The 25687-nt window shown below is 69.3% G+C and carries 21 protein-coding genes; 8 read left to right on the forward strand and 13 right to left on the reverse strand.

Annotated features, from left to right (window positions below; genetic code table 11):
* Positions 1 to 294: 294 nt before the first annotated feature.
* From QRN49_RS02410 to QRN49_RS02420, 3 genes are all read right to left on the reverse strand, one after another.
* Entirely contained in the window at positions 295 to 1206 is a 912-nt protein-coding gene (locus QRN49_RS02410) for a carbohydrate ABC transporter permease (RefSeq protein ID WP_027466145.1), read from the reverse strand.
* 1 nt (position 1207) lies between these two features.
* Positions 1208 to 2179, reverse strand: coding sequence for a carbohydrate ABC transporter permease (locus QRN49_RS02415; RefSeq protein ID WP_111023538.1), 972 nt, complete (start codon positions 2177 to 2179; stop codon positions 1208 to 1210).
* 84 nt (positions 2180 to 2263) lie between these two features.
* A complete protein-coding gene (locus QRN49_RS02420; protein WP_284753835.1) occupies positions 2264 to 3619 on the reverse strand; it encodes an extracellular solute-binding protein in 1356 nt (451 codons plus the stop codon).
* 295 nt (positions 3620 to 3914) lie between these two features.
* Here QRN49_RS02420 and arfA point away from each other — a divergent pair, with 295 nt between their 5' ends.
* Positions 3915 to 5420: an arabinosylfuranosidase ArfA gene (gene arfA, locus QRN49_RS02425; protein WP_284753836.1), complete on the forward strand. Its 1506-nt coding sequence runs from the start codon at positions 3915 to 3917 to the stop codon at positions 5418 to 5420.
* A 488-nt stretch (positions 5421 to 5908) separates the two neighbouring features.
* On the opposite strand, the gene QRN49_RS02430 is transcribed toward arfA, so the two are convergent.
* Positions 5909 to 6934 (reverse strand): LacI family DNA-binding transcriptional regulator, encoded by a 1026-nt coding sequence (locus QRN49_RS02430; RefSeq protein WP_284753947.1) that lies wholly within the window; start codon positions 6932 to 6934, stop codon positions 5909 to 5911.
* Between the two features lie 196 nt (positions 6935 to 7130).
* Between QRN49_RS02430 and QRN49_RS02435 the strand changes: the two genes are divergently transcribed.
* The 4 genes from QRN49_RS02435 (at position 7131) to QRN49_RS02450 (ending at position 12410) form a co-directional block, all read left to right on the forward strand.
* Complete coding sequence (locus QRN49_RS02435; RefSeq protein ID WP_027466150.1) at positions 7131 to 8075, forward strand: carbohydrate ABC transporter permease; 945 nt, start codon at positions 7131 to 7133, stop codon at positions 8073 to 8075.
* Complete coding sequence (locus QRN49_RS02440) at positions 8072 to 9043, forward strand: carbohydrate ABC transporter permease (protein ID WP_111032862.1); 972 nt, start codon at positions 8072 to 8074, stop codon at positions 9041 to 9043. The genes QRN49_RS02435 and QRN49_RS02440 overlap by 4 nt, the downstream gene beginning before the upstream one ends.
* A 98-nt stretch (positions 9044 to 9141) precedes the next feature.
* The gene (locus tag QRN49_RS02445; RefSeq protein ID WP_181242986.1) at positions 9142 to 10476 is read left to right on the forward strand and encodes an ABC transporter substrate-binding protein; all 1335 of its coding nucleotides are present in this window, start codon (positions 9142 to 9144) and stop codon (positions 10474 to 10476) included.
* A 104-nt stretch (positions 10477 to 10580) separates the two neighbouring features.
* The gene (locus QRN49_RS02450; RefSeq protein ID WP_284753837.1) at positions 10581 to 12410 is read left to right on the forward strand and encodes a glycoside hydrolase family 35 protein; all 1830 of its coding nucleotides are present in this window, start codon (positions 10581 to 10583) and stop codon (positions 12408 to 12410) included.
* A 111-nt stretch (positions 12411 to 12521) separates the two neighbouring features.
* Here QRN49_RS02450 and QRN49_RS02455 read toward each other — a convergent pair whose 3' ends face one another.
* Complete coding sequence (locus QRN49_RS02455; protein WP_284753838.1) at positions 12522 to 12827, reverse strand: biopolymer transporter Tol; 306 nt, start codon at positions 12825 to 12827, stop codon at positions 12522 to 12524.
* Between the two features lie 44 nt (positions 12828 to 12871).
* Here QRN49_RS02455 and QRN49_RS02460 point away from each other — a divergent pair, with 44 nt between their 5' ends.
* Positions 12872 to 13945, forward strand: coding sequence for a spore photoproduct lyase family protein (locus tag QRN49_RS02460; protein ID WP_209049398.1), 1074 nt, complete (start codon positions 12872 to 12874; stop codon positions 13943 to 13945).
* 15 nt (positions 13946 to 13960) lie between these two features.
* Here the strand turns inward: QRN49_RS02460 and QRN49_RS02465 are convergent, their stop codons facing one another.
* Positions 13961 to 15061, reverse strand: a complete 1101-nt coding sequence (locus tag QRN49_RS02465; RefSeq protein ID WP_284753839.1) for an SDR family oxidoreductase — start codon at positions 15059 to 15061, stop codon at positions 13961 to 13963.
* A gap of 37 nt (positions 15062 to 15098) precedes the next feature.
* Positions 15099 to 15497: a DUF3253 domain-containing protein gene (locus QRN49_RS02470; protein WP_111023514.1), complete on the reverse strand. Its 399-nt coding sequence runs from the start codon at positions 15495 to 15497 to the stop codon at positions 15099 to 15101.
* 81 nt (positions 15498 to 15578) lie between these two features.
* Between QRN49_RS02470 and QRN49_RS02475 the strand changes: the two genes are divergently transcribed.
* Complete coding sequence (locus QRN49_RS02475) at positions 15579 to 16919, forward strand: alpha-amylase family glycosyl hydrolase (RefSeq protein WP_284753840.1); 1341 nt, start codon at positions 15579 to 15581, stop codon at positions 16917 to 16919.
* Positions 16920 to 17000: 81 nt separating this feature from the next.
* On the opposite strand, the gene mmsB is transcribed toward QRN49_RS02475, so the two are convergent.
* The 3 genes from mmsB to chvE all read right to left on the reverse strand — a co-directional run bounded on the left by mmsB (position 17001) and on the right by chvE (position 20952).
* Positions 17001 to 18182, reverse strand: coding sequence for a multiple monosaccharide ABC transporter permease (gene mmsB / locus QRN49_RS02480; protein WP_027466160.1), 1182 nt, complete (start codon positions 18180 to 18182; stop codon positions 17001 to 17003).
* Positions 18169 to 19722: a multiple monosaccharide ABC transporter ATP-binding protein gene (gene mmsA, locus QRN49_RS02485; RefSeq protein WP_027466161.1), complete on the reverse strand. Its 1554-nt coding sequence runs from the start codon at positions 19720 to 19722 to the stop codon at positions 18169 to 18171. The genes mmsB and mmsA overlap by 14 nt, the downstream gene beginning before the upstream one ends.
* Positions 19723 to 19824: 102 nt before the next feature.
* Positions 19825 to 20952 carry a multiple monosaccharide ABC transporter substrate-binding protein gene (gene chvE, locus QRN49_RS02490; protein WP_027466162.1) on the reverse strand — a complete coding sequence of 376 codons (1128 nt, stop codon included), beginning with the start codon at positions 20950 to 20952 and terminating at the stop codon, positions 19825 to 19827.
* A gap of 179 nt (positions 20953 to 21131) precedes the next feature.
* On the opposite strand from chvE, the gene QRN49_RS02495 reads away from it, so the two are divergent.
* On the forward strand, positions 21132 to 22181 hold the full coding sequence (locus QRN49_RS02495; RefSeq protein ID WP_071404246.1) for a LacI family DNA-binding transcriptional regulator: 1050 nt from the start codon (positions 21132 to 21134) through the stop codon (positions 22179 to 22181).
* 199 nt (positions 22182 to 22380) lie between these two features.
* On the opposite strand, the gene QRN49_RS02500 is transcribed toward QRN49_RS02495, so the two are convergent.
* The 3 genes from QRN49_RS02500 to QRN49_RS02510 all read right to left on the reverse strand — a co-directional run bounded on the left by QRN49_RS02500 (position 22381) and on the right by QRN49_RS02510 (position 25684).
* Positions 22381 to 23334 (reverse strand): carbohydrate ABC transporter permease, encoded by a 954-nt coding sequence (locus QRN49_RS02500; RefSeq protein WP_027466164.1) that lies wholly within the window; start codon positions 23332 to 23334, stop codon positions 22381 to 22383.
* Between the two features lie 4 nt (positions 23335 to 23338).
* Complete coding sequence (locus QRN49_RS02505) at positions 23339 to 24307, reverse strand: carbohydrate ABC transporter permease (protein ID WP_284753841.1); 969 nt, start codon at positions 24305 to 24307, stop codon at positions 23339 to 23341.
* Between the two features lie 69 nt (positions 24308 to 24376).
* Positions 24377 to 25684 (reverse strand): ABC transporter substrate-binding protein, encoded by a 1308-nt coding sequence (locus tag QRN49_RS02510; protein WP_231495696.1) that lies wholly within the window; start codon positions 25682 to 25684, stop codon positions 24377 to 24379.
* Positions 25685 to 25687 lie beyond the last annotated feature (3 nt).

A 25687-nucleotide genomic window follows, 5' to 3' on the forward strand; every position in this document is an offset into this window, starting at 1 on the left:
CCTGGCGTGCGCGATGCCTGGTGCTTTCGGGCGTACCGCCACAGAACTTCCGACCAGGTGCGCCCGGTTCCGCCAGGTGCGCTCGTCCGGAACAGGTACGCCCGGTTCTTCCCCTGGCGCCCGCGATGCCTGGTCCTTTCGGGCGTACCGCCACAGAACTTCCGACCAGGTACGCCCTGTTCCGCCAGGTACGCCCGAAAGCGCCAGCCGCGCCGCGCACGCGACGCGACCAACGGACGGACGGGAGGCCCGGTGCCAGCTGGCACCGGGCCTCCCGCCCGTGGTGGGGTCGCGTCAGCCCTTGAGGCCCGAGCCGGTGACGCCCTCCACGATCTGCCGCTGGAAGATCAGGTAGAGGATGATCAGCGGCAGCGCCGCGAGGATCGCACCGGCCTGGATGTCGGCGTAGCGCTGCCCGAAGCTGCCCTGGACCGTGGCGAGCCCGACCGGGATCGTCATGAGGTCCGGGTTGGACAGCACGAACAGCGGCAGCAGCAGGTTGTTCCACACCCCGACGAAGGTCAGGATCGTCACGGCCGCGATCACGGGACGCGACAGCGGCAGGATGACCGACCAGTAGACCTTCCAGATGCCGGCGCCGTCGATGCGCGCCGCCTCTTCGAGCTCCTTCGGGATGCCGTCGAAGAACTGCTTGAAGATGAACACCGCGATCACGGCGGGCACCTGCGGGAAGATCACCGACCAGTAGGTGTTGAGCAGGCCGACCGCGTTGAGCTCCTGGAAGATCGGGATGATCAGCACCTGGGTCGGGATCATGATCCCGAGGATGATGAGCAGGAACGCGATGTTGCGGCCCCGGAACACCAGCCGCGACAGCGCGAACGCCGCCATCGACGCGAACAGCACGGTGAGTGCCGCCGTGACGACGCTCGTGATGGCGCTGGCGAGGTACCAGTTCCAGATGTCGCCGGCCTGGAACAGCGACGAGTACGAGTGCAGCGTCGGGTTCCAGTTCGACAGGATCGCGTTCGCGCCGAGTGCGGCGACGCCGTTGTCGGACAGCGACGTCTTCAGCGCGAACACGCTCGGGATGAGCCAGATGATCGCGAAGATCGTCAGGACGATCCCCGACGCGATCGTGAAGCCACGACCGCTGACGCCGATCTTCGCGGCGCTCGTGGGAGCGGCGGACGAGACGCCGGTGCGGAGCTTGCGGCCGGTGGTGATGCTCTCGGTGGCGGTCATGTCAGGCCCCGATCTCTCGCTTGGCGGCAGCGCGCTCGACGAGCTGCCGGATGACCGCGATCGCCACGATCACGATGAACAGGAGGACCGACGCGGCCGATGCGGCACCGAGCCGGTTGTCGGTGAAGCCGACGCCGGTGATGAGCTGCAGCGAGACCTGGGTCGAGATGCCCGGCCCGCCGTTCGTCATCAGGTAGACCTGGTCGAAGATCTTCAGGCTCGCGATGATCTGCAGCAGGACGACCAGCGTCGTCGTGCGGCCGAGCAGGGGGAGCGTGATCGACTTGATCTGCTGCCAGTTCGACGCACCGTCGACGGCGGCTGCTTCGTACAGTTCGCGCGGGATCTCCTGCAGGCCGGCCAGGTAGAGCACGAAGTTGAAGCCGAGGGTCCACCACACGGTGGCGATCGCGACACCGATCATGGCCGTGTTCGGGCTCGACAGCATGCCGGAGCCGGGCGTCATGCCGATCGCCGACTGCAGGCTCGCCCACAGACCGGTGCTCGGCGTGAAGATGAACACCCAGATCAGCGAGATCGTCGCCGACGGCAGGATGAACGGCAGGAAGAACGCCAGACGGAAGAACCACTGCCCGCGGTTCATCCGGTTCGTCAGCACGGCGAACACGAACGCCAGGATGACGAGCGGCGGGGTCGTGTACAGCGTGAACTGCAGCGTGTGCCAGAGCGACGACCAGAAGTCGCTGCGCCCGAGCATCTCGGCGTAGTTCGCGAACCCGGCGAAGCTGCCGAGTCCGGTGCGGACGGTCGAGGTGTTGAAGAAGCTCGTGACGATCATCCAGACCGTCGGGCCGAGCAGGAAGGCCACGTAGAACAGGCCGAACGGGGCGAGGAACAGCCAGCCGCTGCGGCCCTGGCCGCGGTTCACGCTGGAGCCGTAGGTGCGGTTCCGGCGGAGACGCGGCGCGGTGGCCGCGTCGGTCGGCCGGTCGAGGACAGGTGCTGTGGTCACGTCATCGTGCCTTTCGCGCGGTGTTCACGGCGATCGCGGGGGTCGTCTGCCCGGCGTGGTCCGGCCGGGCTGTTGCGTACCGGGTCACAGGGGGCTCGGGGTGTTGAGGTACGTCGCGAGCTGCGACTTGATGGCGCTGAGGGCTTGCGCGGGAGACGAGCTGCCCTGCTGGACGAGGGCGAGCTGGGCGCCCACCGTGCCCTCGAACGTCGAACCCGAACCGCCGTACCAGGCGGCGTCGTCGAACACGGCGGTCTCGGCTGCGGCCGCGTAGTTCGACTGCGGCGTGAGCTTCTTGTACGCGGTGCTGTCGAACGTCGGGATGTAGGCCGGCACGTGCCCGCCCTCGGCCCACGTCAGGCTCTGCTCGAGCATCTGCTTGATGAAGAGCATGTGCTGCTTGCGCTGCTCCGGCGTGCGGTCCTTCTTCGGCAGGACGAACGTGTGCGAGTCCGCCTGGGTCGCCGGCTTGTCGTAGAGCTGGGGGATCGGCGCCATGCCGAAGTTCAGGCCCTTGATGGACTGCGCGGTGCTGATCTCCCACTCGCCCTGCATGAAGAAGCCGGCCTTGCCGTCGAACATGAGCGACTGCGCGGTGGCGTAGTCGAGGGCCTTGTTCAGCCAGCCCTCCTTCACCCACTTCTGGGTGCGGCTCGTGACCTCGTTGTAGGCGTCCTCGTTGACGGTGAGCTTCGACCCGCCGTCGCTGATGAACGGGGTGGCGTCCTTCAGCTGGTTGTACATCGTCCAGAAGAAGCGCCACGGGGTGGCCGTCTCCGGCACCACGTTCGCGACGTTGAGCGCCGTGCCGCCGGTGACCTTGGCGACCGCGGCGAGGGCCTTCTCGAAGTTGTCCATGCCGTTGAGGTCGACGAGGTTGCCGTCGCCGTCGATCAGGCCGGCCTTCTTGCAGACGTCGACGTTGTAGAAGAGGACGAAGGGGTGTGTGTCGAGCGGGACCGCGATGTTGTTGCCGTCGGTCTTCTGCGCCGCCCAGGCCTTCTGGTTGAAGTCGGCGGCGCTCAGGCCGACGCTCGCCAGGTCGTCCGACGTGATCGGGTCGAGCAGGTCACCGTCCCAGAGCGGCTTCGCGCGGGTCAGGTGCGCGACCGCGACGTCCGGCGGCTTGTTCCCGACGGTCGCCAGTGTCAGCTTCGAGTAGTACGGGTTGCCCCACGCGAACGTGGTGCCCTGCAGCGCGCTCGAGCCGCCGTGCTGCTTCGCGTAGCCGTCCTCCATGGCCTGCATGCGGACGCCGTCGCCGCCGCCGAACAGGTTCCAGAAGACGAGGGTCTCGGGGTTGAGTGCGCTGCCGGCGAGGCCGGCGGCGAGGGGGCTCGAGCAGGCGGCGAGCGGCAGGACCGTCGCGGCCGCTGCACCGGCGGCGAGGAAGCCCCGGCGCGAGAGGCGCGACGCGGGTGTTGCGGGTGGGATCGGCATAGCATCACTCCATCGGGATGGGCCGGGCTCGGGAACAGGGTCGGTGCTCCCGCCGGAGCATCGCTGCTCCGGACCCGGAGCACTGCTGCTCCGGACACGGAACGACCTTCCGGTGCTCCGTGAGCGCTCACATTAGCGCTCGCTCCCGGCATCCGCCACCCCTTTCGCGACGGCGTGGAACCCGGTAGCGTTTCTGTCAGGTGAGCGCTCACTTTCGTGACGGCCCGCTTCGGTTCCCGTCCGTGGCCCCACCCGCTCCCCGCACGAACCGCACTGCCACGATCGAAGGAGATCCATGCCCCGCACACACCTCGTCCTCGACGCCGCGTTCACCGTGGGGCCGGTGCGACGTCGCCTGTTCGGCGGGTTCGTCGAGCACCTCGGCCGCCACGTCTACGACGGCATCCACGAGCCCACCCACGAGAGCGCCGACGAGCACGGCTTCCGCAAGGACGTCGTCGAACTCGTCAAGGAACTCGGCGTCTCCGCCATCCGCTACCCCGGTGGCAACTTCGTCTCCGGGTACAAGTGGGAGGACGGCGTCGGCCCCGTCGAGCAGCGCCCCCGCCGCCTCGACCTGGCCTGGCACTCGACCGAGACCAACGAGGTCGGCCTGCACGAGTTCCAGCACTGGCTCGACCAGGTCGGCTCGGAGCTCATGCTCGCCGTGAACCTCGGCACCCGCGGCACGCAGGAGGCGATCGAGCTCCTCGAGTACGCGAACATCGACGCCGGCACCGCACTGTCCGAATACCGTCGTTCGAACGGTCGCCAGGAACCCTTCGCCATCAAGATGTGGTGCCTCGGCAACGAGATGGACGGCCCGTGGCAGCTCGGCCACAAGAACGCCGACGACTACGGCAAGCTCGCCGCCATGACCGCCAAGGCCATGCGGCAGATCCAGCCCGACCTCGAGCTCGTCGCCTGCGGTTCCTCCGGGGCGTCGATGCCGACGTTCGGCGAGTGGGAGCGCACCGTCCTCGAGCACACCTACGACGACGTCGACTACATCTCCGCGCACGCCTACTACGAGGAGGACGACGACCTGCCGTCGTTCCTCGCCTCGGGCGCCAACATGGACCACTTCATCAAGACGGTCACCACGGCCGCCGACCACGTCCAGGCGCAGAAGAAGTCCGACAAGCGCATCGACATCTCGTTCGACGAGTGGAACGTCTGGTCGATCAAGAAGTGGGAAGCGAAGGCCAAGACCTTCACGCTCGACGAGTGGCCCGTCGCCCCGCGTCTGCTCGAGGACGTCTACACCGTCGCCGATGCCGTCGTCGTGGGTGGCCTGCTCATCTCGCTGCTCCGCCACGCCGACCGCGTCGCCTCGGCCTCGCTCGCCCAGCTCGTCAACGTGATCGGCCCGATCATGACCGAGCCCGGCGGCCCGGCCTGGCGCCAGACGACGTTCTTCCCGTTCTCGGTCACCTCGCGCCTGGCGCAGGGCACCTCGCTGCAGGTCAAGGCCTCTGGTGACACGGTCGACGGCGGCAAGCACGGCGAGGTCCCGGTCGTGGACTCCGCCGCCACCATGTCCGAGGACGGCAAGGCAGCGGTCTTCCTGATCAACCGCCACCCGTCCGAGCCGACCACGGTGACGATCGACCTGGCCGGCATCGGTGCGACGGGTGACGTCCACGCCGAGGGTGTCTGGGACGACGACCTGCACGCCGTGAACGACCTGGAGAACACCTCCCGCGTGGGGCTCCGCACGAACGAGTCGGTCCGCCGCGAGGGCGACACCGTCACGATCGAGCTCCCGCCGGTCTCCTGGACCGCCGTCTCGATCGGCTGACTAGGCGCCTCGGCGCACGCCACGGCGGGCGTCGAGTGAGCACAGAGGACGTCGGGCGCTCGCGCCCGACGTCCTCTGCTCGTTGCGGGGGCGCGGCGGCCGGGCGAGTCCACGGGCTGGGCGACAGTTCACGGGGTGACGGGCGCGTGGACTGTCGCTGGGCCCGTGACGCGGCCGGCGCGGCGGCCGGGAGGCGCGTGGCGGCCTGGCTCCGGGCCTCCCGTCCGGCGCGTGGTTGCCAAAGCGACAGGTGGTCGGCACTTAGCCGGGTCAGGTCCGCGAAACCGACAGTTCTCCACGGATGTTCGGCGCGGCTCTGTCGCTTTCGCGGAAGGGGCGCGGCGTCGCGGCCGGCGCGGCGGCCGGGAGGCGCGTGGCGGCCTGGCACCGGGCCTCCCGTCCGGCCCGGGCGCGAGTTCACGGGCTGGACGACAGTTCACGGGGCCGTGCGAGCGTGAGGTGTCGGTGAGCGCGAAACGCGCGCCGCGTCAGCGCGCCGGCGGCGCCGCCGTGCTCGCCCGCTCGACGAGCCGCACCGGCACGAGGTCGGCCGCGACGCTGACCCGCTCGCCGTCGATCTGGGCGAGCAGGTTCGCGACCGCTCGGCGGCCGACCTCGTCGAAGGACTGGTGCACGGTGGTCAGCGGCGGCCAGAACGAGTCGGACTCGGGGGAGTCGTCGAACCCCACCACGCTGAGCGACGACGGCACCGGGCGTCCGGACTCGTGTGCGGCGCGCAGGACACCGAGGGCGGTCTGGTCGTTCGCGGCGAACACCGCGGTGATCTCCGGGCGTGCAGCGATCTCGAGCCCGGCCTCGTAGCCGTGCTCGGTCGTCCAGCCGCCGCGGAACACCGGGGGGACCGGTCGACCGGCGCGCGTCAGGGTGTCCTGCCACGCGGCGAGGCGACGGGCTGCCGAGTACGAGGACTCCGGACCGGCGACGTGCCAGACGGTCTCGTGCCCCAGGTCGAGCAGGTGCTGCGTGGCCTGCCGGGCGCCGTCGGCCTGGTCGGTGTCGATCGCGGGGCGGTCGGTGCTGCCCGTGGAGTCGACGATGACCATCGGCACGCCGTCGGGCAGCACGACCTCGGCGGTGTCGATGATGTGCGACTCGATGATGATCACGACGCCGTCGACGGCCTGTTCGTGCAGGCGCGAGAACGCGGAGCGGACGCCTGCTTCGGTGCGCGATGCCATCGGCAGCAGGGTGATCGTGAAGTCGGCGACCCCGGCTGCGTCGGCGATCGCCTCGAGCGTGCGCATGTTGCCGAAGGACGCGAGCGTGAACATGATCACGCCGATGGTGCGGAAGCGGCCCGAGCGCAGGGCACGGGCGGCACGGTTGGGTCGGTAGCCCAGGGACTCCATCGCGCGCTGGACGCGGTCGCGGGTCTCCGGGCTGACGTTGTCGAAGCCCCGGGCGACGCGCGAGACCGTCTGCATCGACACCCCGGCGGCGTCGGCCACTGCGGCCATCGAGGGGGCGCGGCGGGTGCCGGCGGGGGACTCCATCGTCACGCTGGCGCTCCTTCCGGATCGAGGGGCCGAGCGGTCGGCCTCCCCGGACGCTAGCGCATGTTGACGTTGCCATGCTATCGTCGCGTCGTTCGATGTTGACGTCAACATCGGTGACCGCCCGGACACCCTGATCCGGCCCGGGCCGAGCCGCCGACATCGACCACCCGAACGCAGCAGACGAAGGAGTCACATGAGCACGCTCGCAGCGCGCCCCGGTGAGGCAGCACCGCGCCCCACCGCCGAGCGCCCGGCCGGTCGCCGCCCCAAGCCGCGGGGACGGTTCACCGGATGGCTGTTCGTCGGCCCGTTCGTCGTCGTCCTGGTCCTGATGCTCATCGTGCCGATCGGCTACGCGCTCTGGCTCAGCCTGTTCCGCGACCAGCTCATCGGCGGCAACCAGTTCGTCTGGTTCGCCAACTACGTGCAGCTCTTCCAGGACGCCAAGTTCTGGTCCGGGTTCGGTCGGGTCGCGATCTTCCTGGTCGTCCAGGTGCCGATCATGCTCGGCCTCGCGCTCGTCGCCGCCCTCGCCCTGGACAGCGCCCGACTGTGGGGGACGAGCTTCTTCCGCATCGCGGTGTTCCTGCCCTACGCCGTCCCCGGTGTCGTCGCAGCCCTGATCTGGGGCTTCATCTACGGCAACCAGTTCGGTCTCACGGGCGCCGCGAACGACGCGCTCGGCATCGACCTGCTGCAGCCGTTCAGCCCGAGCTGGGTCCTGACGTCGATCGGCAACGTGGTCACGTGGGAGTTCCTCGGCTACAACATGCTGATCTTCTACGCCGCACTCCGCACCGTCCCCGGTGAGCTGTACGAGGCGGCCGAGCTCGACGGTGCCGGCCCGATGCGCACGGTCTTCTCGATCAAGCTCCCGGCGCTCCGTGGCCCGATGGTCATCGCCACGATCTTCTCGATCATCGGCAGCTTCCAGCTCTTCAACGAGCCGAACCTGCTCAAGACGCTCGCCCCGAACGTCATCGGCAGCGCCTTCACCCCGAACATGTACGCCTACTCGCTGTCCTTCAGCGGTCAGCAGTTCAACTACTCCGCCACGGTCGCGATCGTGATGGGCGTGATCACTGCGGTGATCGCCTACGTCGTCCAGGTCCGCGGCACCCGCGAGGAGAACCGATGAGCACCATCCAGCACCCCGCCGGGCCCGCAGCGGCCACGGTGACCGAGGCGACCACGACGCAACGTGCGCCGCGCACCCGCTCGATTCGCGCCTCCAGGCAGCTCCGCACCACGGAAGGCGGACGCAAGCCGAAGCGTTCCGGCCTGCTGACCGCGGTCATGGTCGTCTTCGTCGTGTACTCGTTCGCGCCGCTGTTCTACCTGCTCGTGAACAGCACGAAGACGCAGGCGTCGCTGCTCTCCACGTTCGGTCTGTGGTTCGGCGGGGACTTCAACCTCTGGCAGAACATCGTCGACACGCTGACGTACAACGACGGCATCTTCCTGCAGTGGTTCGGCAACACGCTCCTCTACGTCGTCGTCGGTGCCGGCGGGGCCACCCTGCTCGCCACCGTCGCGGGCTACGGCATGGCGAAGTTCCAGTTCCCGGGTCGCCGCGCGGTCTTCGCCGTCGTCCTCGGGGCCATCGCGGTCCCCGGCACGGCCCTGGCGGTTCCGACCTTCCTGCTGTTCTCGCAGGTCGGCCTGACCAACACCCCGTGGGCGATCATCCTCCCCTCGCTGATCAGCCCGTTCGGCATGTACCTGATCTGGACCTACGCGGTCGACGCGATCCCGGCCGAACTGCTCGAGGCCGCCCGCATGGACGGCGCCGGCGAGTTCCGGATCTTCTTCACCATCGCGCTCCGCCTGCTCGCGCCCGGTGTCGTCACCGTCCTGCTGTTCGCGGTCGTCGCCACCTGGAACAACTACTTCCTGCCGCTCATCATGCTGAGCGACCCGAAGTGGTACCCGCTGACGGTCGGCCTGAACCAGTGGAACGCGCAGGCCACCGGGTCCGGCGCGCAGCCGATCTACAACCTCGTCGTCACGGGATCGCTCCTCACGATCATCCCGATCGTGGTCGCGTTCCTCTTCCTCCAGCGCTTCTGGCAGTCCGGCCTCGCGGCCGGGTCGGTCAAGGCCTGACCCCCTCGGACACCAGGCGCACGGCGACCCCGCCACGCGCCGCCCGGTCCGGCACACAGCAGCACCACCCCCTCCACGAAGAAGTGAAAGGCACTCCCATGAACAAGCGTCTCCGGCGCGGGCTCAGCGCCCTCGCCATCGGCGTCACCGCCGCGATCGCCCTCGCCGCGTGCGCCTCCGGTGGCTCCGGCTCCGGCGGATCGGCCGACGACATCGACAAGGCCCTGCAGGACGGTGGCACCCTGACCTACTGGTCGTGGACCCCGTCGGCGAAGGCCCAGGTCGCCGCGTTCGAGAAGCAGTACCCCAAGGTGAAGGTCAAGCTCGTCAACGCCGGCACCGGTGCCGACCAGTACACGAAGCTGCAGAACACGATCAAGGCCGGCTCGGGCGCCCCCGACGTCGCCCAGGTGGAGTACTACGCCCTGCCGCAGTTCGCGCTGTCCGAGTCGCTGCTCGACCTGTCGAGCTACGGCTTCGACTCGCTCGAGAAGGACTTCGCGAAGAGCACCTGGAGCTCGGTGTCCATCGACGGCAAGGTCTACGGCCTGCCGCAGGACTCCGGCCCCATGGCGCTGTTCTACAACAAGAAGGTCTTCGACAAGCACGACATCGCCGTGCCGAAGACGTGGGACGAGTACGTCACGGCGGCCAAGAAGCTGCACGAGGCGGACCCGAAGGCCTACATCGCGGCGGACTCCGGCGACGCCGGCTTCACCACGAGCATGATCGCCCAGGCCGGTGGCACCCCCTTCACCACCGACGGTGACAAGGTGACCATCAACCTGCAGGACGAGGGCACCAAGAAGTGGACGAGCACCTGGAACGAGCTCGTCGAGCAGGGCCTGCTGTCGAAGACGGTCGGCTGGACCGACGACTGGTACAAGCAGCTCGGCAACGGTGAGATCGCCACGATGATCACCGGCGCCTGGATGCCCGGCAACCTGGAGTCCGGCGTCGCCCAGGCCTCGGGCGACTGGCGCGTCGCCCCGATGCCGACCTACGACGGTGGCACCGCCCAGACCGCGAACAACGGCGGCAGCGCCCAGGTCGTCATGAAGCAGTCGAAGAACCCGGCCCTCGCCGCGGGCTTCCTCAAGTGGCTGAACTCCTCGAAGGAGTCCACGAAGGTCTTCATGGAGTCCGGCGGCTTCCCGTCGACCACCGCTGACCTCGACTCGTCGGCGTTCCTCGACGAGAAGCCGGAGTACTTCGGCGGCCAGCAGATCAACAAGGTGCTCGTCGACGCGTCGAAGTCCTCGGACAACGACTTCACCTACCTGCCGTACCAGGTGTACGCGAACAGCGTCTACGCCGACACCGTCGGTCAGGCGTACGAGAACGGCACCTCGCTCGACGCCGGCCTCGAGGCATGGCAGAAGGCCCTCGCCAAGTACGGCAAGGACCAGGGCTTCACGGTCTCGTCGAAGTAGTTCGACAGCATCCCCGCGGGGCCGTGCGGACACGTCCGCACGGCCCCGCTCCACGCCCGGCCCGGCTCCACGCCCGGCCCGGCCGGCAACGAGAGAATGACACCATGCGCTTCGCCATCGGCGACACCGACTTCCTGCTCGACGGCGAGCCGCACCGGGTCCTGTCCGGCGCGATCCACTACTTCCGCGTGCACCCCGACCTGTGGGCCGACCGGATCCGCAAGGCGAAGCTGATGGGCCTCAACACCATCGAGACCTACGTCGCCTGGAACGCGCACGCGCCGTCGCCCGGGGTGTTCGACCTGTCGGGTGGCCTGGACCTCGGCCGCTTCCTCGACCTCGTCGCCGCCGAGGGCATGCACGCCATCGTCCGCCCCGGCCCCTACATCTGTGCCGAGTGGACGAACGGCGGCCTGCCGTACTGGTTGTTCGCGGACGGCTCCGTGGGCGTCCGGCGCAACGAGCCCGGCTTCCTCGCGGCGGTCGAGACGTACCTGCAGCAGCTGGCCCCCGTGCTGGTCCCGCGGCAGATCGACCAGGGCGGGCCCATCGTCCTGGTGCAGGTCGAGAACGAGTACGGCGCCTACGGCTCCGACCCCGAGTACCTGCGCGCACTCGAGCAGATGCACCGCGACATCGGGCTGACCGTCCCCTTCACGAGCGTCGACCAGCCGATGGGCACGATGCTCGAGGACGGCTCCCTGCCCTCGCTGCACAAGACCGGTTCGTTCGGCTCACGGTCCGCCGCCCGCCTCGAGCGCCTGCGGCAGGCGCAGCCCACCGGGCCCCTGATGTGCTCGGAGTTCTGGGACGGCTGGTTCGACAGCTGGGGCGAGCACCACCACACCACGCCGGCGTCCGCCAGCGCCGAGGACCTGGACGTCCTGCTCGCCGCCGGCGGCTCGGTGAACATCTACATGTTCCACGGCGGCACGAACTTCGGCTTCACGAACGGCGCGAACGACAAGGGCGTCTACCGCCCGATCGCGACGTCGTACGACTACGACGCCCCGCTCGACGAGGCCGGTCGGCCGACGGAGAAGTTCCACGCCTTCCGCGCGGTGATCGCGCGCTACGCACCCGTCCCGCCGCTGCCCGCGACGATGGAGCCGGGTGGGTCGGGTCGCCTCGGTCCCGTGGTCGCGTCCGGCGACGGCCTGGAGGCCCGGATCACCCCCGCCACGGACCTCGCCGTCCGCCTGGACCGCGTCGCGTCGCTCCGTTCCCTGCTGCCCACGCTCACGACGTGGTCCGCGCACGACGAGCCGCCGACCTTCGACGCCCTCGGAGCCGCGAGCGGCTTCGTCGCCTACCGCGCCGAGGTCGACCTGCCCACCGGAGGGGTGCTGACCGTCGGCACCGAGGTGCGCGACCGTGCGATCGTGTCGGCCGACGGTGTCGTCGTCGGGGTCCTGGAGCGCGAGCACCACGACCGCGCCATCACCCTGCCGCCGGTGACCGGCACGCTCGAGCTCCTCGTCGAGGACCAGGGCCGCGTCGACTACGGCGTCCGCATCGGTGAGCCGAAGGGCCTGATCGGGGGTGTCTCGATCGACGGCGTCCCGGTGGCCCGGTGGACGGCGTCGCCGCTCGCCCTCGACCCCATCGCACCGGCCGCCGTGACCGCGCTGTCCGAGATCGCTCCCACCGGCGGCGAGGTGCTCGCCGGGCCGACGTTCGCAGCCGGCTCGTTCGACCTCGACACCGTGGACGACCGGTACCTGTCGCTCGACGGGTTCCGGAAGGGTGTCGCCTGGGTCAACGGGTTCTGCCTCGGTCGGTACTGGTCGCGAGGCCCGCAGCGGACCCTGGCGATCCCCGGCCCGGTCCTGCGCCAGGGTCGCAACGAGCTCGTCGTGCTCGAGCTGCACGCCGCCGCGTCCCGCACCGCTTGCCTGCTCGTCGAGCCCGACCTGGGGCACACCGAGGCCTAGTCGCGCGGCCTGGTCGAACCGGGCGTACCTGGTCGAATCGGGCGTACCTGTTCGGACGTTTCGACCAGGTACGCCCGATTCCGCTTTCCATCGCGGGCGTTGTGGGAAGGGTCAGTCGCGGTCGAGAGCGTCCAGGTCGGCGAGGGCGCGCTCGGCATCGGCGATCCGGTCGGCCTCGGGGCGCGTCCACCACTCGGGGCCGCGTTCGCCCAGGCCGCGCTTGGCCAGGCCGTTCCGGTGCCGGGCCGCCGTCAGGGCCTCGTCGTCGCCCGCGCGCTTCGCGGTCTTCACGGCGTTGCGCCCGCGTCCCAGGTGGGAGCGGAGCGCGGCGGCGAGTTCCTCGGGCAGGGCGGGGTCGGTGCGGCGCCAGCGTCGGCCGTCCACGACGAAGAAGTGGTCGTCGGGTTCGGCGGTCATGGTCCGAGTCTGCACCGTCGGTGGTGCCGGGTAGACAGGAGCCGATGAGCCACGAACGCGTCCGCCCGATGCTCGACGTCCGACGCATCTACGCCGAGCCGGCCGCCCTCGAACTCCAGCGCGGGCAGGAGATCGTCGGGCGCTGGCCGGACGCCGAGATCGTCCCGGTCGAGTCGCACTGGAACATCCCCGAGGTGCACGGCGACGAACGGAACGTCCAGCGCTGGGTGCGGATCAAGACCGAGGCGCTCGTGCTCGGCGTGAAGAAGTCGCTGGTGACCCGGCCGAACGGTCGCTCCGCCGACTTCATCGCACCGTCCACCGCGAACGGCTGCGCGATGGCGTGCGCCTACTGCTACGTGCCGCGGCGCAAGGGCTACAGCAACCCCGTGACGGTGTTCGCGAACATCGATCAGATCACCAAGCACGTGGCTCGGAACATCGCCAAGCAGGGGCCGAAGACCGAACCGAACCAGTGCGACCCGGAGTCCTGGGTCTACGACATCGGCGAGAACAGTGACTGCTCGGTCGACGCGATGATCAGCGACAACGTCCGCGACCTCTGCGACCTGTTCCGGATGACCCCGACGGCCAAGGCCTCGTTCGCCACGAAGTACGTCAACCGCGACCTGCTCGACTGGGACCCGATGGGCCGGACCCGGATCCGTTTCTCGCTGATGCCGCACGAGACCGCGAAGATCACCGACATCCGTACGAGCCCGATCGCCGAGCGGATCGCCGCGGTGAACGACTTCGTCGACGCCGGCTACGAGGTCCACCTGAACTTCTCGCCGGTCATCCTCACGCCGACGTGGGAGTCGGACTGGGCCGAGCTGCTCCGGCAGGTCGACGACGTGCTGTCCCCGGCCGCCAAGGCGCAGCTCGCGGCCGAGGTGATCTTCCTGACGCACAACCAGCCCCTGCACGAGGTCAACCTCGGGTGGCACCCCAAGGCCGAAGACCTGCTGTGGCGTCCGGACCTGCAGGAGCAGAAGGTGTCCCAGAACGGTGCCGTGAACGTGCGCTACCGGTCCGGCATGAAGGGGCAGCTCGTCGAGCGCTTCCGCGAACTCGTGGCCGAGCACCTGCCGTCCTGCCGGATCCGGTACGCCTTCTGACCGGCCCCGGACCGATCAGGGAATGAGCCGGTCGGCCCGGTACCGGGCGAACAGGTCCGCGAAGGCCTGCTCGGTCCGGCGGAACGCCGTGAACCCGGCGTCGCGGCTCTTCCCCATGTCGGTGACGACCTCCATCGCACGACCGAGGTCGGCGTCGGTGTGCCACCACGAGGCGAGCCGGGTGATGTCGGCCTCGGCGAGACCGTGGCGCTCGGCGATGCCGGCCCACTCGGACTCGTACGGCGCCATCTGCTCCTCGAGCGGTCGCGGAGCGTCCTCGTAGCCCACGACGAGCGTGGGGTCGACACCGAGGTGCGCGGCCAGGCGCGGCCACATCCAGCGCCACCGGAAGACGTCACCGTTGACGATGTTGAACGGCTCGTCCGCACCCTCGGGTGTCGTCGAGGCCCACACCATGTGCTCGGCGAGGATGCCGGCGTCGGTCATGTCGGTCAGGCCGTTCCACTGCGCCTCGCTGCCCGGGAACACGAAGTCCAGGTCGAGTTCCTTCGCCAGCGTGGCCTGCACGGCGAGTGTGAGGCCCATGTTCATGGCGTTGCCGACCGCGTGCCCGATCACGGTGTGCGAGCGGTGCACGGACCACGTGAACCCCTGGCGTTCGGCGGCTGCGAAGAGCTCGTCCTCCTGCGCGTAGTAGAAGTTCGGGGTGTCGAGGCGCGGTTCCTCCTCATGGAAGGGGGTGTCGGGCATCTCGCCGGCGGCGTACGCCTCGAACGGGCCGAGGTAGTGCTTCAGGCCGGTGACCAGGGCGACGTGCTCGAGCGGAGCGTGCGACAGTGCCGCGAGCAGGTCGCGGACCATGCCGCCGTTCACGCGGATGTTCTCCGCCTCGGTGTCCTGCCGCTGCCAGGCGGTGAAGAAGACGTGGGTCGGGTGCTCGTCGGCGAGTGCGGCCGCCAGGCTCTCGGGGTCGCGCAGGTCGGCCGCGACGGTCCGGACGCCCTGTTCGGCGAGCGGTCGGCGGGAGAGCGCCGTCACGTCCCAGCCCAGGTCGAGCAGGTGGCGCACCAGGGCGGAACCGGTGATGCCACTGGCTCCGACGACCAGGGCTTCGAGGCGGGCAGAGGTCTGTTCGGTCGATCCGGTTGCAGTCATCCTTCGATGCAACCGACGTTGGACGACACGTGTTCCCTCACCGCGGACGGCGGATGCGGATCGGGCCCTTGGCGGTCGACGGGTCGACGACGGACCCGCCCTGGGTGATCTCGACCTCGCCGCGCGCGACCATGCGGCGGGCGGCTCGACGTGCGGGCTCCATCAGGGGTCGCCAGTCGTCCGGGTCGAGTGAGCGTGCGACCTCGGACGGGCAGATGCTCGAGGTCCGCGCCCGTGCCGCGAGCAGTTCGTCGATGCGCTGCTCGAGGGCCCGGTCGGTGTCGTCCAGCCCGTGTCGGCGGCAGGCTGCGGAACACCACTTCGCCTCCGGCGCCGCCGAGGACGGCATCCGTCGCCCGCACGAGGCGCAGGTCCGTTCGGCGTGTGCCGACTCCGATGCCGACGCATCGGCTTCCGTCCTGATCGCCCGTCCCATGGCCCCATCCTCGTCCTGACAGGCAGGGCGGTACACAGCGACCACGCACATGGTCCAGGTGCGCCTGGCAGCATCGGAGCGGTGAACCCCGACACCGGCCCCGCCCGTCCGTCCGAGCCTGCCTGGGTCCAGCACGTGATGTGGTGGCACGTCTACCCGCTCGGCTTCGTCGGCGCCGAGGTCCGCCCCGCGTCACCGGTGGGGGAGCGTCCGCTCGAACACCGCCTCGACCGCCTGATCGGCTGGCTCGACCACGTCGTCGACCTCGGTCTGAACGGCCTGTTGCTCGGCCCGGTGTTCGCGAGCTCGACCCACGGGTACGACACGGTCGACCACTTCCGCATCGACCCGCGCCTGGGCGACGATGCCGACTTCGACGCCCTGGTCGCCGCGGCGCACGAGCGGGGCGTGCGGGTGCTGCTGGACGGGGTGTTCAACCACGTCGGCCGTGAGCACCCGGCGTTCCGTGCGTTGTCGGACCAGGGCCCGGAGGCGCCCACCGCCGACCTGTTCGCCATCGACTGGTCCGGGTGGCAGCCGGGGCAGTCCGTGCCCGTCGGACTGTTCGAGGGCCACGACATCCTCGTCGCGCTCGACCACGACAGCCGTGCCACCGAGGACCTCGTGGTGGAGGTGATGACGCACTGGCTGGCCCGCGGCGTCGACGGTTGGCGGCTCGACGCGGCGTACGCGGTGCCGCCGGCGTTCTGGGCGCGGGTGCTGCCGCGGGTGCGGGAGCGGTTCCCGGACGCCTGGTTCAGCGGCGAGGTGATCCACGGCGACGCGGCGGCGATCGCACGCGACTCGACGATGGACTCGCTGACCCAGTACGAGCTGTGGCAGGGGATCTGGCACGGCATCGCGGACCGCAACGGCCACGAGCTCGCACACGCGATCGAGCGGCACGACGCGCTGCTGGCGACCTTCGCCCCGACCACGTTCGTCGGCAACCACGACGTCACCCGGATCGCGAGCGCGGTGGGGGAGCGGTTCGCCGGGCACGCCGCCGCGGTGCTGTTCACGGTGGCGGGGACCCCGGTGGTCTACGCCGGTGACGAGTACGGCTGGGCCGGGGTGAAGGAGGAACGCGAGGGCGGCGACGACGCGGTCCGCCCGGAGTTCCCAGCCGAGGTGCCGGCGCCGACGGACCTGACCCACGCGTACGAGGCGCTCATCGCCCTGCGCCGTCGGAACCCGTGGCTGCACCGCGCGCACACCGACGTCGTGCACCTGACCAACACCGCCGTGGTGCTGCGGACCGCGACGGCGGATGCCGCCGTGGTGACCGCCCTGAACCTGTCGGACGACCCCGTCGAGGTGCCCGTGGCCGACGCGACGCAGGTCGAGGCGGGCGGGGCCGATCTCGGGGACGGGACCCTGCGCCTCCCGGCCGGGGGTTGGGCCGTCCTGTCGCGTTCGTGAGCAGAAACGGTCGGGTCCCCATCGAGGACCCGACCGTTTCTGCTCACCAAGCGAACACGCGAACACGCGAACGCGCGAACGCTACTTGCGCGCGGATGCCGCCCGGCGCTTGTTGAACACGTCGAACGCGACGGCGGCGAGCAGCACCAGGCCCTTGATCAGGGACTGGAACTCGGTGCCGACACCGAGGATCGACATGCCGTTGTTCAGCAGACCGATGATCAGGCCACCGACGATGGCGCCCGGCACGGTGCCGATGCCACCGGTGACGGCAGCGCCACCGATGAACACGGCGGCGATGGCGTCGAGCTCGAAGCCGTTGCCCGCGCCCGGTGCCGCCAGGTTGAGCTGGCCGGTGAAGACCACGCCCGCCAGGGCCGAGATGACACCCATGTTGACGAAGAGCAGGAACGTGACGCGCTTCGTCTTCACACCCGACAGCTGCGCGGCGAGGGCGTTGCCACCGATCGCGTAGATGTGGCGGCCGAACACCGCGCTCCGCATGACGACCGAGTAGATCACCACGAGGGCGCCGAGCACGACGAGCACGATCGGGGTGCCGTTGTAGCTGGCGAGCAGCAGCGCCACGTAGATCACGAGCACGGCGCCGAAGGCCGTCTTCACGATGAACCAGGCGAACGGCTCGCTCTCGAGCTGGTACTTGCGACGCGTGATGCGACCGCGGAACGCGGCGATCACCATGACGGCCGCGGCGGCGAAGCCGAGGATCATCGTGAGCGGCTCGTACCCGGTGGTGCCGAAGGACGGCAGGAAGCCGGAGCCGAGCGAGCGGAAGCCGGCGGGGAACGGCGAGATCTGCTGGTTCTGCAGGACGATCTGGGCCGCGCCGCGGAACGCGAGCATGCCCGCCAGCGTCACGATGAACGCCGGGATCCCGAAGTAGGCGATCCAGAAGCCCTGCCAGGCGCCGACGAGTGCACCGACCACCAGGCAGAGTACGACCGCGATCGGCCACGGGATGTTCCACTGCGTGATCATCACGCCGGCCATGGCACCGGTGAAGGCGACCACCGACCCGACCGACAGGTCGATGTGTCCGGCGATGATGACCATGACCATGCCGATGGCCAGGATGAGGATGTAGCTGTTCTGGACGATCAGGTTCGAGACGTTGATCGGGGCCAGCGTGATGCCGTTCGTGGTCACCTGGAAGAAGATGACGATGACGATCAGCGCGATGAACAGGCCGATCTGTCGGAGCTGCCCGGTGAGGTAGCCGACGGCGGACTTAAGCGCGTTCATTGACAGGGGTCTCCCGTTCCTGGGTCATGTACTGCATGAGGACCTCGGGCGTCGCCTCGGCGCGCGGGACGTCGGCCGTGATGGTGCCCTCGGAGAGGGTGTAGATGCGGTCGCAGATGCCGAGCAGTTCGGGGAGCTCGGAGGAGATCACGATGACCGCCTTCCCCTGGTCGGCGAGCTGGTTGATGATCGTGTAGATCTCGTACTTCGCGCCGACGTCGATGCCACGGGTCGGCTCGTCGAGGATGAGCACGTCGGGGTCGGCGTACATCCACTTCGACAGGACGACCTTCTGCTGGTTCCCGCCGGAGAGCTTCCCCGTCACGACGTCGACGTTCGGCGCTTTGATGTTGAGGCTCTTGAGGAACTGGGTCGCGACGGTGGTCTCCTCCGAGGAGTTCACGAACCCCCAGTTGGCGAGCTTGCCGAGGGCCGACCCGGAGATGTTCCGCTTGATGTCGTCGATCAGGTTCAGGCCGTACCGCTTGCGGTCCTCGGTGACGTAGGCGATGCCGTTGTCGATGGCCTGCGAGACGGTGTGCGTCTTGATCGGGGTGCCGCGCTTGTAGACGGTGCCGCTGATGCCGGTGCCGTAGGACTGGCCGAAGACGCTCATCGCGAGCTCCGTGCGGCCGGCGCCCATGAGCCCGGCGATGCCGACGACCTCGCCGGCACGGACGTTGAGGTTGGCCTGGTGGATGATCTCGCGCGACGAGTCGAGCTGGTGGTGGACGGTCCAGTCCTCGATCCGCAGCAGTTCCTCACCGATGACGGGGTTCTCGCGCTCGGGGTACCGGTTCGACAGGTCACGGCCGACCATCCCGCGGATGATCCGGTCCTCGGACACGTCGTCGGCCCGCATGTCGAGCGTCTCGATGGTCTTGCCGTCGCGGATGATCGTGACCTTGTCCGCGATCGCCTTGATCTCGTTGAGCTTGTGGCTGATGATGATCGCCGTCATGCCCTCGGCCTGCAGCGAGCGGATGAGCTCGAGCAGGTGCGCGGAGTCGTCGTCGTTCAGCGCGGCGGTGGGCTCGTCGAGGATGAGGAGCTTCACCTCCTTCGAGAGCGCCTTCGCGATCTCGACGAGCTGCTGCTTGCCGACACCGAGGTCGACGACCTTGGTGACGGGGTTGTCCTTCAGCCCGACGCGCTTGAGCAGCTCGGCGGCCGTCAGGTTCGTCTTGTTCCAGTCGATGAAGCCGCCCTTGGACTGCTCGTTGCCGAGGAAGATGTTCTCGGCGATCGACAGGAAGGGGCTGAGCGCCAGCTCCTGGTGGATGATGACGACGCCCGCAGCCTCGGAGTCGTTGATGTTCGCGAACCGCACGGGTTCGCCGTCGAGCAGGATCTCGCCGTCGAAGGAGCCGGCCGGGTAGACACCCGACAGCACCTTCATGAGCGTCGACTTGCCCGCGCCGTTCTCGCCGCAGATCGCGTGGACCTGGCCGCGCTCGACCTCGATCGAGACACCCTGCAGGGCCTTGACGCCGGGGAACGTCTTGGTGATGTCCCGCATCTCGAGGATGGTGTCCGCCATGTGGACGCCTTTCCGTCGTGCGCGCGTGCGCGCGCTGGTGGAGACGGACTGGAGGCGCGGTGCGGGCTGGCACCGCGCCTCCGGTCCGTGAGATGGGCCTGACTACTTCAGGTCGGCTTCGGTGTAGTACCCGGAGTCCACGAGGACTTCCTTGTAGTTGTCCTTCGTGACGACCGTCGGCTGGAACAGGAAGGTCGGGACGACCTTGACCTTGTTGTCGTAGCTCTTCGTGTCGTTGACCTCGGGCTTCTTGCCGGTGAGCAGGTCCTCGGCCATGGTGACGGACTGCTTGGCGAGCTTGCGCGTGTCCTTGTAGATCGTCGAGTACTGCTGGCCGGCGATGATCGACTTGACCGAGGCTGCCTCGGCGTCCTGGCCCGTGACCGTCGGGAGCGGACGGTCGCTCGTGCCGTACCCGGCGCCCTGGAGCGCCGAGATGATGCCGATCGAGATGCCGTCGTACGGCGAGAGCACGCCGTCGAGCGTGGTGCCGCCCGAGTAGGACTTCGCGATCAGGTTCTGCATGCGGGCCTTGGCCGTGGCCGGGTCCCACTGCTGCGTCGCGGCCTGGGACAGCTGGTCCTGGCCGGACTGGATCTTCAGCGTGCCGTCCTCGAGGTACGGCTTGAGCGTCTTCATGGCGCCGTTGAAGAAGAACCCGGCGTTGTTGTCGTCGAGCGAGCCGGCGAAGACCTCGATGTTGAAGGGGCCCTTCTCGCCGGTCTTCTTGCCGTCCGCGTCGAGCACACCCAGGCCGGTGAGCAGGCTGTTCGCCTGGTCGACGCCGACCTTCTCGTTGTCGAAGGACACGTAGTAGTCGACGTTCTTGTTGCCCGTGAGCAGGCGGTCGTACGAGATCACCTTGATGCCGGCCTTGGCGGCGGCGTCGAGCTGGTCGGAGAGCGCGCCACCGTCGATCGACGCGATGATCAGGACCTTCGCGCCCTTGGTGATCATGTTGCTGACCTGCTGGGCCTGCTGCTGGACCTTGTTGTCGCCGTACTCGAGGTCGACCTTGTAGCCGGCCTTCTCGAGGTCGCTCTTGACGGCGTTGCCGTCCTTGATCCACCGCTCGGAGACCTTGGTGGGCATGGCGACGCCGACGAGGGCGCCCTTGTTGTCGCCGCTGCCGCCACCATCGGTGGACGCACGGCCGCCGGCCGAGCAAGCGGCCAGCGAGATCGCGATGCCGACGGCTGCGACGCCCGCGATGATCCTGCGCTTCATCATCGAAGTACCTCTGTTCCTTCGCGTCGTCCTCGACGCGGTCGGGTGCCGGGGCTGCTGTGCCCCGTGGGATGCGCTCGTGTGAGCGCTCACATCTTGTGGGTTCCGTGACGGGGTGTCAACTCAACACCGCCGTTTCGTGATCTTGCCGCGGCGACCGGACCGAGCGGTACGGTTGGCGCGTGAGCACCACGACCGCCCCCGAGGGCAGGGGCGGCAAGCGCCGGAAGGCCCCGACGATCTTCGACGTCGCCGAACGCGCCGGCGTGTCCCACCAGACCGTCTCCCGCGTGATCAACGGCGATCCGACCGTCCGCGAGCAGTTCCGGACGCAGGTCACCGACGCCGTCACCGAGCTCGGGTACCGGCCCCGCGCCGCCGCCCGGGCGCTCGCCGGTGGGCGGAGCAAGGCGCTCGGCATCATCACCGCCGGCGACGCGCTGTACGGTCCGTCGAGCACATCGATCGGCTTCGAACGAGCCGCCCGCTCCGCCGGGTACCACGTGCTGCTGTCGACACTGCCCGAGGAACCGCGGCCGTCCGACCTGTCCGGGGCGCTCACCACGCTGCTCGCGCAGGACGTCGCCGCGATCGTGCTCGTCGCCGCCGACAACCGGGTGCTCGACGCCCTCGCATCGCTCACCGTGCCGGTCACGGTGCCCGTCGTGGTGTCGAACGCGGTGCAACGAGACGCCGTCCGGACCCCGGTCGCGCCGAGCGTCGCCGCCGTCGCCATCGACCAGGCGGCCGGCACCTCGCTCGTCATGCAGCACCTGTTCGACCGCGGACACCGCCGGATCGTGCACATCGCCGGGCCGCACGTGTCGCAGGAGTCCGAGGTGCGCCGCGCGACATACGTGCGGATCATGCAGGACGCCGGGCTGGAACCGGTCGTGCTCGAGGGCGACTGGACCCCGGCGAGCGGCTTCGCGGCCGCCCGGCACATCGACGTGGGGACGGTCGACGCCGTCTTCGCGGGCAACGACCAGATGGCGCTCGGGGTGCTGCACGCCTTCGCGGACGAGGGGCTGCGGGTTCCCGACGACATCGCGGTCGTGGGGTTCGACGACGTCCCCGAGGCCGCGCACTTCACGCCGCCGCTGACCACCGTGCGGCAGGACTTCCGGGCGATGGGGGAGCGGGTGCTCGACACCGTGCGGGCCCTGGTCGAGGGGGAGCCCCGCGACGAGACCCTGCTCGCGCCCGAGCTGGTGGTGCGGCGCAGCACGTAGCGCCCCCTCGCACGGTGCGAGCCCCGGTGCCGCGCGCTCCCTCGCACCGTGCGAGGTCTGGCACCGCGCGCTCGGCGTGGTGCGAGGTTCCGTACTCGGTGCGAGCCCCTGCGCCCCGCACGGAGTACGCAACCTCGCACCACGCAGACGGCGCCCCTCGCACGGTGCGAGGGGCGCCGCCGGCGAGCTGACCCGACCGTCAGCCCTTCAACGCCCCGGACGACAGCCCGGCGACGTAGAACCGTTGCAACCCGACGTACAGCGCGATGCATGGGATCATCGCCACCACCGACCCGGCGACGAGGTTGCCGTACGACACCTGCCCGTACGCCCCGGTCTGCAGGTTGAGCAGCGCGACCGGCAGCGTGTACAGCGAGTCCTTCGTCAGGAACGTCAGGGCTCCGAGGAACTCCGTCCACGACGCCAGGAACGCGTAGAGCGCCGCGGTCGCCGCCCCGGGCAGGAGCAGCGGGCGGAGCACCGACACGACGACCCGGAAGCGCGAGGCCCCGTCGACGAAGGCCGAGTCCTCGAGCTCGGTGGGGATCGACTCGAACGCGTTCCGCATCACGAACACCCCGAACGGTAGGTTCACGGTCGTGTAGAACAGCACGAGTCCGAGCAGCGAGTTCGTCAGCCCCATGGCGTTCATCTCGAGGTACAGCGGCGTGAGGATGGCCTGGAACGGCACCATCATCGTCAGCAGCACCAGACCGAACACGAGGCCGGCGCCCCGGAACCGGAAGCGGGCGAAGCCGTAGCCGGCCATCGTCGCGATCACCGCGGTCAGCACCGCCGTGGCGATCGACACGATGAGCGAGTTCACGACGCCGGTGAGCAGGTGCGACGACGAGGCGAACACGGCGGCGAAGTTCTGCCACCCGAGCTGGAAGAACGTCGCCGGGTCGGGGGCCTGCGTGATGACGGCCTCGGACTGGAACGCCCGCAGGATCGACCAGATGAGCGGGACGCCGAAGACGAGCGCCGAACCGATGCCGGCGATCGCGTACAGGGTGCGCTTGACGGTGGTGTCGCGCGGGTGCTGGACGCTGCCCTGCTGGTGGCGCCGACGTCGGCCGTCGCCCGTGGTGGTCAGGGTCCTGGTGGACAGGTCCGGCGCCGCGAGGGCCGCACGGGAGGTCGTGGTGCTCATGGCGTCAGTCCTTCTCTCGCAGTGCCCAGAACTGGAACACCGTCACGGCGGCGATCACCACGACGAGGGCGATCGACTGGGCGGTCGCCGCCCCGAGCTGCAGGTTCACGAACCCGCGGTTGTAGATCGCGTTGACGATCGTCGTGGTCTCGGTGCCCGGCCCGCCCTGGGTCAGGATGTAGAACTGGTTGAACGCCAGCAGCGACCCGATCACCGAGATGATGACGCTCAGCGCGACGGTCGAGCGGATCATCGGGAACGTGATCAGGCGTTCGGTCTGCCACCAGGACGCCCCCTCGAGCTGCGCCGACTCGTAGACCTCGTCGGGGACGCCCTGCATCGCCGACATGAGCAGCACCATGGTCAGCCCGGACACCGCCCAGACCACGAGCACGCAGATGAGCAGCGTCGCCAGCGGGCCGTTCACGAGCCACGCGGTGCTGCCGTCGGTGATCCCGAGCCAGCGGAGCACCATGTTGACGGCCCCGGAGTTCGGCTGCGCCTCGAGCACGAGCATGAACGAGAGCGTCGTCAGCCCGACCACGTACGGCAGGAAGAACACCGTCCGCAGGACCGTGCTGCCACGGCGTCGTGCGCGGACGAGCACGGCGAGGAAGTACCCGAGCGCCAGGATCGGCAGGGTCACGATCGCCGTGTACAGCAGCGTGTAGCCGATCGCGTGCACGAACGTCGGGTCCTGGAACAGCGTCAGGTAGTTCTGCAGCCCGATGAACCGGTACGGGCCGATCAGGGGCCAGTTCGTGAACGAGATGTAGAGCGCGAACACGAGCGGGACGAGCACGAAGACGGCGACGAACAGGATCGCCGGGGCCACGAGGACGGCGCCGGTGCGCGGCGGGTGGGTGAGCGAGTTGCGGGTCCGGACGGAGCCGCCGCGCCCCGGGCCGCGGCCCACGGTGGGACGGCCCGGGCCGGTCCGGCCGGCGGGGCGCCGGGTGGAGATGGTCGACATGCGTGCACCTCTCTGTGCATCAACAAGAGCGAGACGAGCGGGACGAGCGGAGAAGACAGGCAGGCCTGCTCAGGCCTGCACCTGGTCGAGGATCCGCTGGTAGTCGGACTGCGCCGTCCGCATGGCGGCAGCGCTCCCCGACCCGAACACGGCCTCGCGGAACATCGCGAAGTACGGCGACGACGGCTGGTTGTTGAGCAGGTTGTACGCCAGCGTCTGCGGTGCGTAGCCCTTCTCGATGGCGTCGAGCGGCCCGTACGCCAGCGGGAACCGCTTGCGGTACTCCGGGGTGGCGGCGTCGGACCGCGTCGGGAAGTACCCGCCGTCCGGCAGCGCCTGCTGCTGCTGGAGGCCGTTCGCGTACTGCATGAATGCCCACCCACCAGACGGGTTCGCCGCCCCGTTCGGGATGCACATGTTGTCGCCGCCGTCGAAGAACGACCGCTGGCCGTCCCACGACGGGATGAGCACGGTCTGCATCTTCGCCCGCATCGCCTTGGTGGCCGCGGGCACGGTCGCCCCGTACGAGGTCGGGAAGATCCCCACCTTGCCGGCCCGGAAGTCGGCACCCCACGTGGTGCCGGCGTCGGAGTACGTCGCCTTCGACAGCACGCCGTCCTTCCACAGCTGGCGGTAGAACTCGAGCATGCGTTCGAGGGCCTCGTTGCCGGTGATGTTCGCCCGCTGGGAGCCCACCTCGCCGGTCATCATGTCGACCCCGGTCGCCCAGACGTGCGGCTGCGTGACGAAGCCGATGATGCCGGCGGCGTTGCCGGAGATCGACCAGCCGTACACGTCGTCGTCGAGCTTCCGGATGGCCTTCGCCGCGTCGAGGAGCGTGGACAGGTCCTTCGTCGACTCCTCGACGTCGAGGCCCGCACGTTCGAACAGCTCGGTGTTCACGAACAGCTGCGAGTTGTCGGCCAGGTAGGGCAGGCCGTAGTACCGGTCGCGGTACTCGAGCAGGCGCAGGTGCCCCGGCGAGATCGCGTCGAAGTAGTCCAGGCTCTTGACCACGTCGGTCAGGTCGGCGAACGCCTCGCGGAAGATGAACAGCTGCGAGTTGATGTCGTCGATGTCGACGACGTCCGGCGGCTCACCCCCGCGGATCGCGGTCGCGAGCTTCGTCACGTATTGTGCGTCCGGCACGGGCGTCAGCTGGACCTGCAGCGCCGGGTTCGCCTTGTTGAACCCGGCGACGGCCGACGTCAGGCCGGCCTGGGTCGCCGACCGGCACCACACCTGCACGGTGCCGGTCGCGTTCTTCCCGAAGCTCGCGGGCTTCGCGACGACCTTCGGCAGGGTGCCGGAGCACCCGGCCAGGGCGAGGGCTGCCCCGCCGGCGACGCCGCCGACGAGGAACGCACGGCGGTCCACGCC

It is taken from the genome of Curtobacterium sp. ME-Dv--P-122a (assembly GCF_030209645.1).
Classification (GTDB): Bacteria; Actinomycetota; Actinomycetes; order Actinomycetales; family Microbacteriaceae; genus Curtobacterium; species Curtobacterium flaccumfaciens.

Bases quoted from the DNA above. Each gene is read 5' to 3' on its own strand.
- QRN49_RS02410 (WP_027466145.1), bottom strand. From the start codon at position 1,206: ATGACCGCCACCGAGAGCATCACCACCGGCCGCAAGCTCCGCACCGGC.
- QRN49_RS02420 (WP_284753835.1), bottom strand. From the start codon at position 3,619: ATGCCGATCCCACCCGCAACACCCGCGTCGCGCCTCTCGCGCCGGGGC.
- arfA (WP_284753836.1), top strand. From the start codon at position 3,915: ATGCCCCGCACACACCTCGTCCTCGACGCCGCGTTCACCGTGGGGCCG.
- QRN49_RS02430 (WP_284753947.1), bottom strand. From the start codon at position 6,934: ATGGAGTCCCCCGCCGGCACCCGCCGCGCCCCCTCGATGGCCGCAGTG.
- QRN49_RS02435 (WP_027466150.1), top strand. From the start codon at position 7,131: ATGAGCACGCTCGCAGCGCGCCCCGGTGAGGCAGCACCGCGCCCCACC.
- QRN49_RS02440 (WP_111032862.1), top strand. From the start codon at position 8,072: ATGAGCACCATCCAGCACCCCGCCGGGCCCGCAGCGGCCACGGTGACC.
- QRN49_RS02445 (WP_181242986.1), top strand. From the start codon at position 9,142: ATGAACAAGCGTCTCCGGCGCGGGCTCAGCGCCCTCGCCATCGGCGTC.
- QRN49_RS02450 (WP_284753837.1), top strand. From the start codon at position 10,581: ATGCGCTTCGCCATCGGCGACACCGACTTCCTGCTCGACGGCGAGCCG.
- QRN49_RS02455 (WP_284753838.1), bottom strand. From the start codon at position 12,827: ATGACCGCCGAACCCGACGACCACTTCTTCGTCGTGGACGGCCGACGC.
- QRN49_RS02460 (WP_209049398.1), top strand. From the start codon at position 12,872: ATGAGCCACGAACGCGTCCGCCCGATGCTCGACGTCCGACGCATCTAC.
- QRN49_RS02465 (WP_284753839.1), bottom strand. From the start codon at position 15,061: ATGACTGCAACCGGATCGACCGAACAGACCTCTGCCCGCCTCGAAGCC.
- QRN49_RS02470 (WP_111023514.1), bottom strand. From the start codon at position 15,497: ATGGGACGGGCGATCAGGACGGAAGCCGATGCGTCGGCATCGGAGTCG.
- mmsB (WP_027466160.1), bottom strand. From the start codon at position 18,182: ATGAACGCGCTTAAGTCCGCCGTCGGCTACCTCACCGGGCAGCTCCGA.
- mmsA (WP_027466161.1), bottom strand. From the start codon at position 19,722: ATGGCGGACACCATCCTCGAGATGCGGGACATCACCAAGACGTTCCCC.
- chvE (WP_027466162.1), bottom strand. From the start codon at position 20,952: ATGATGAAGCGCAGGATCATCGCGGGCGTCGCAGCCGTCGGCATCGCG.
- QRN49_RS02500 (WP_027466164.1), bottom strand. From the start codon at position 23,334: ATGAGCACCACGACCTCCCGTGCGGCCCTCGCGGCGCCGGACCTGTCC.
- QRN49_RS02505 (WP_284753841.1), bottom strand. From the start codon at position 24,307: ATGTCGACCATCTCCACCCGGCGCCCCGCCGGCCGGACCGGCCCGGGC.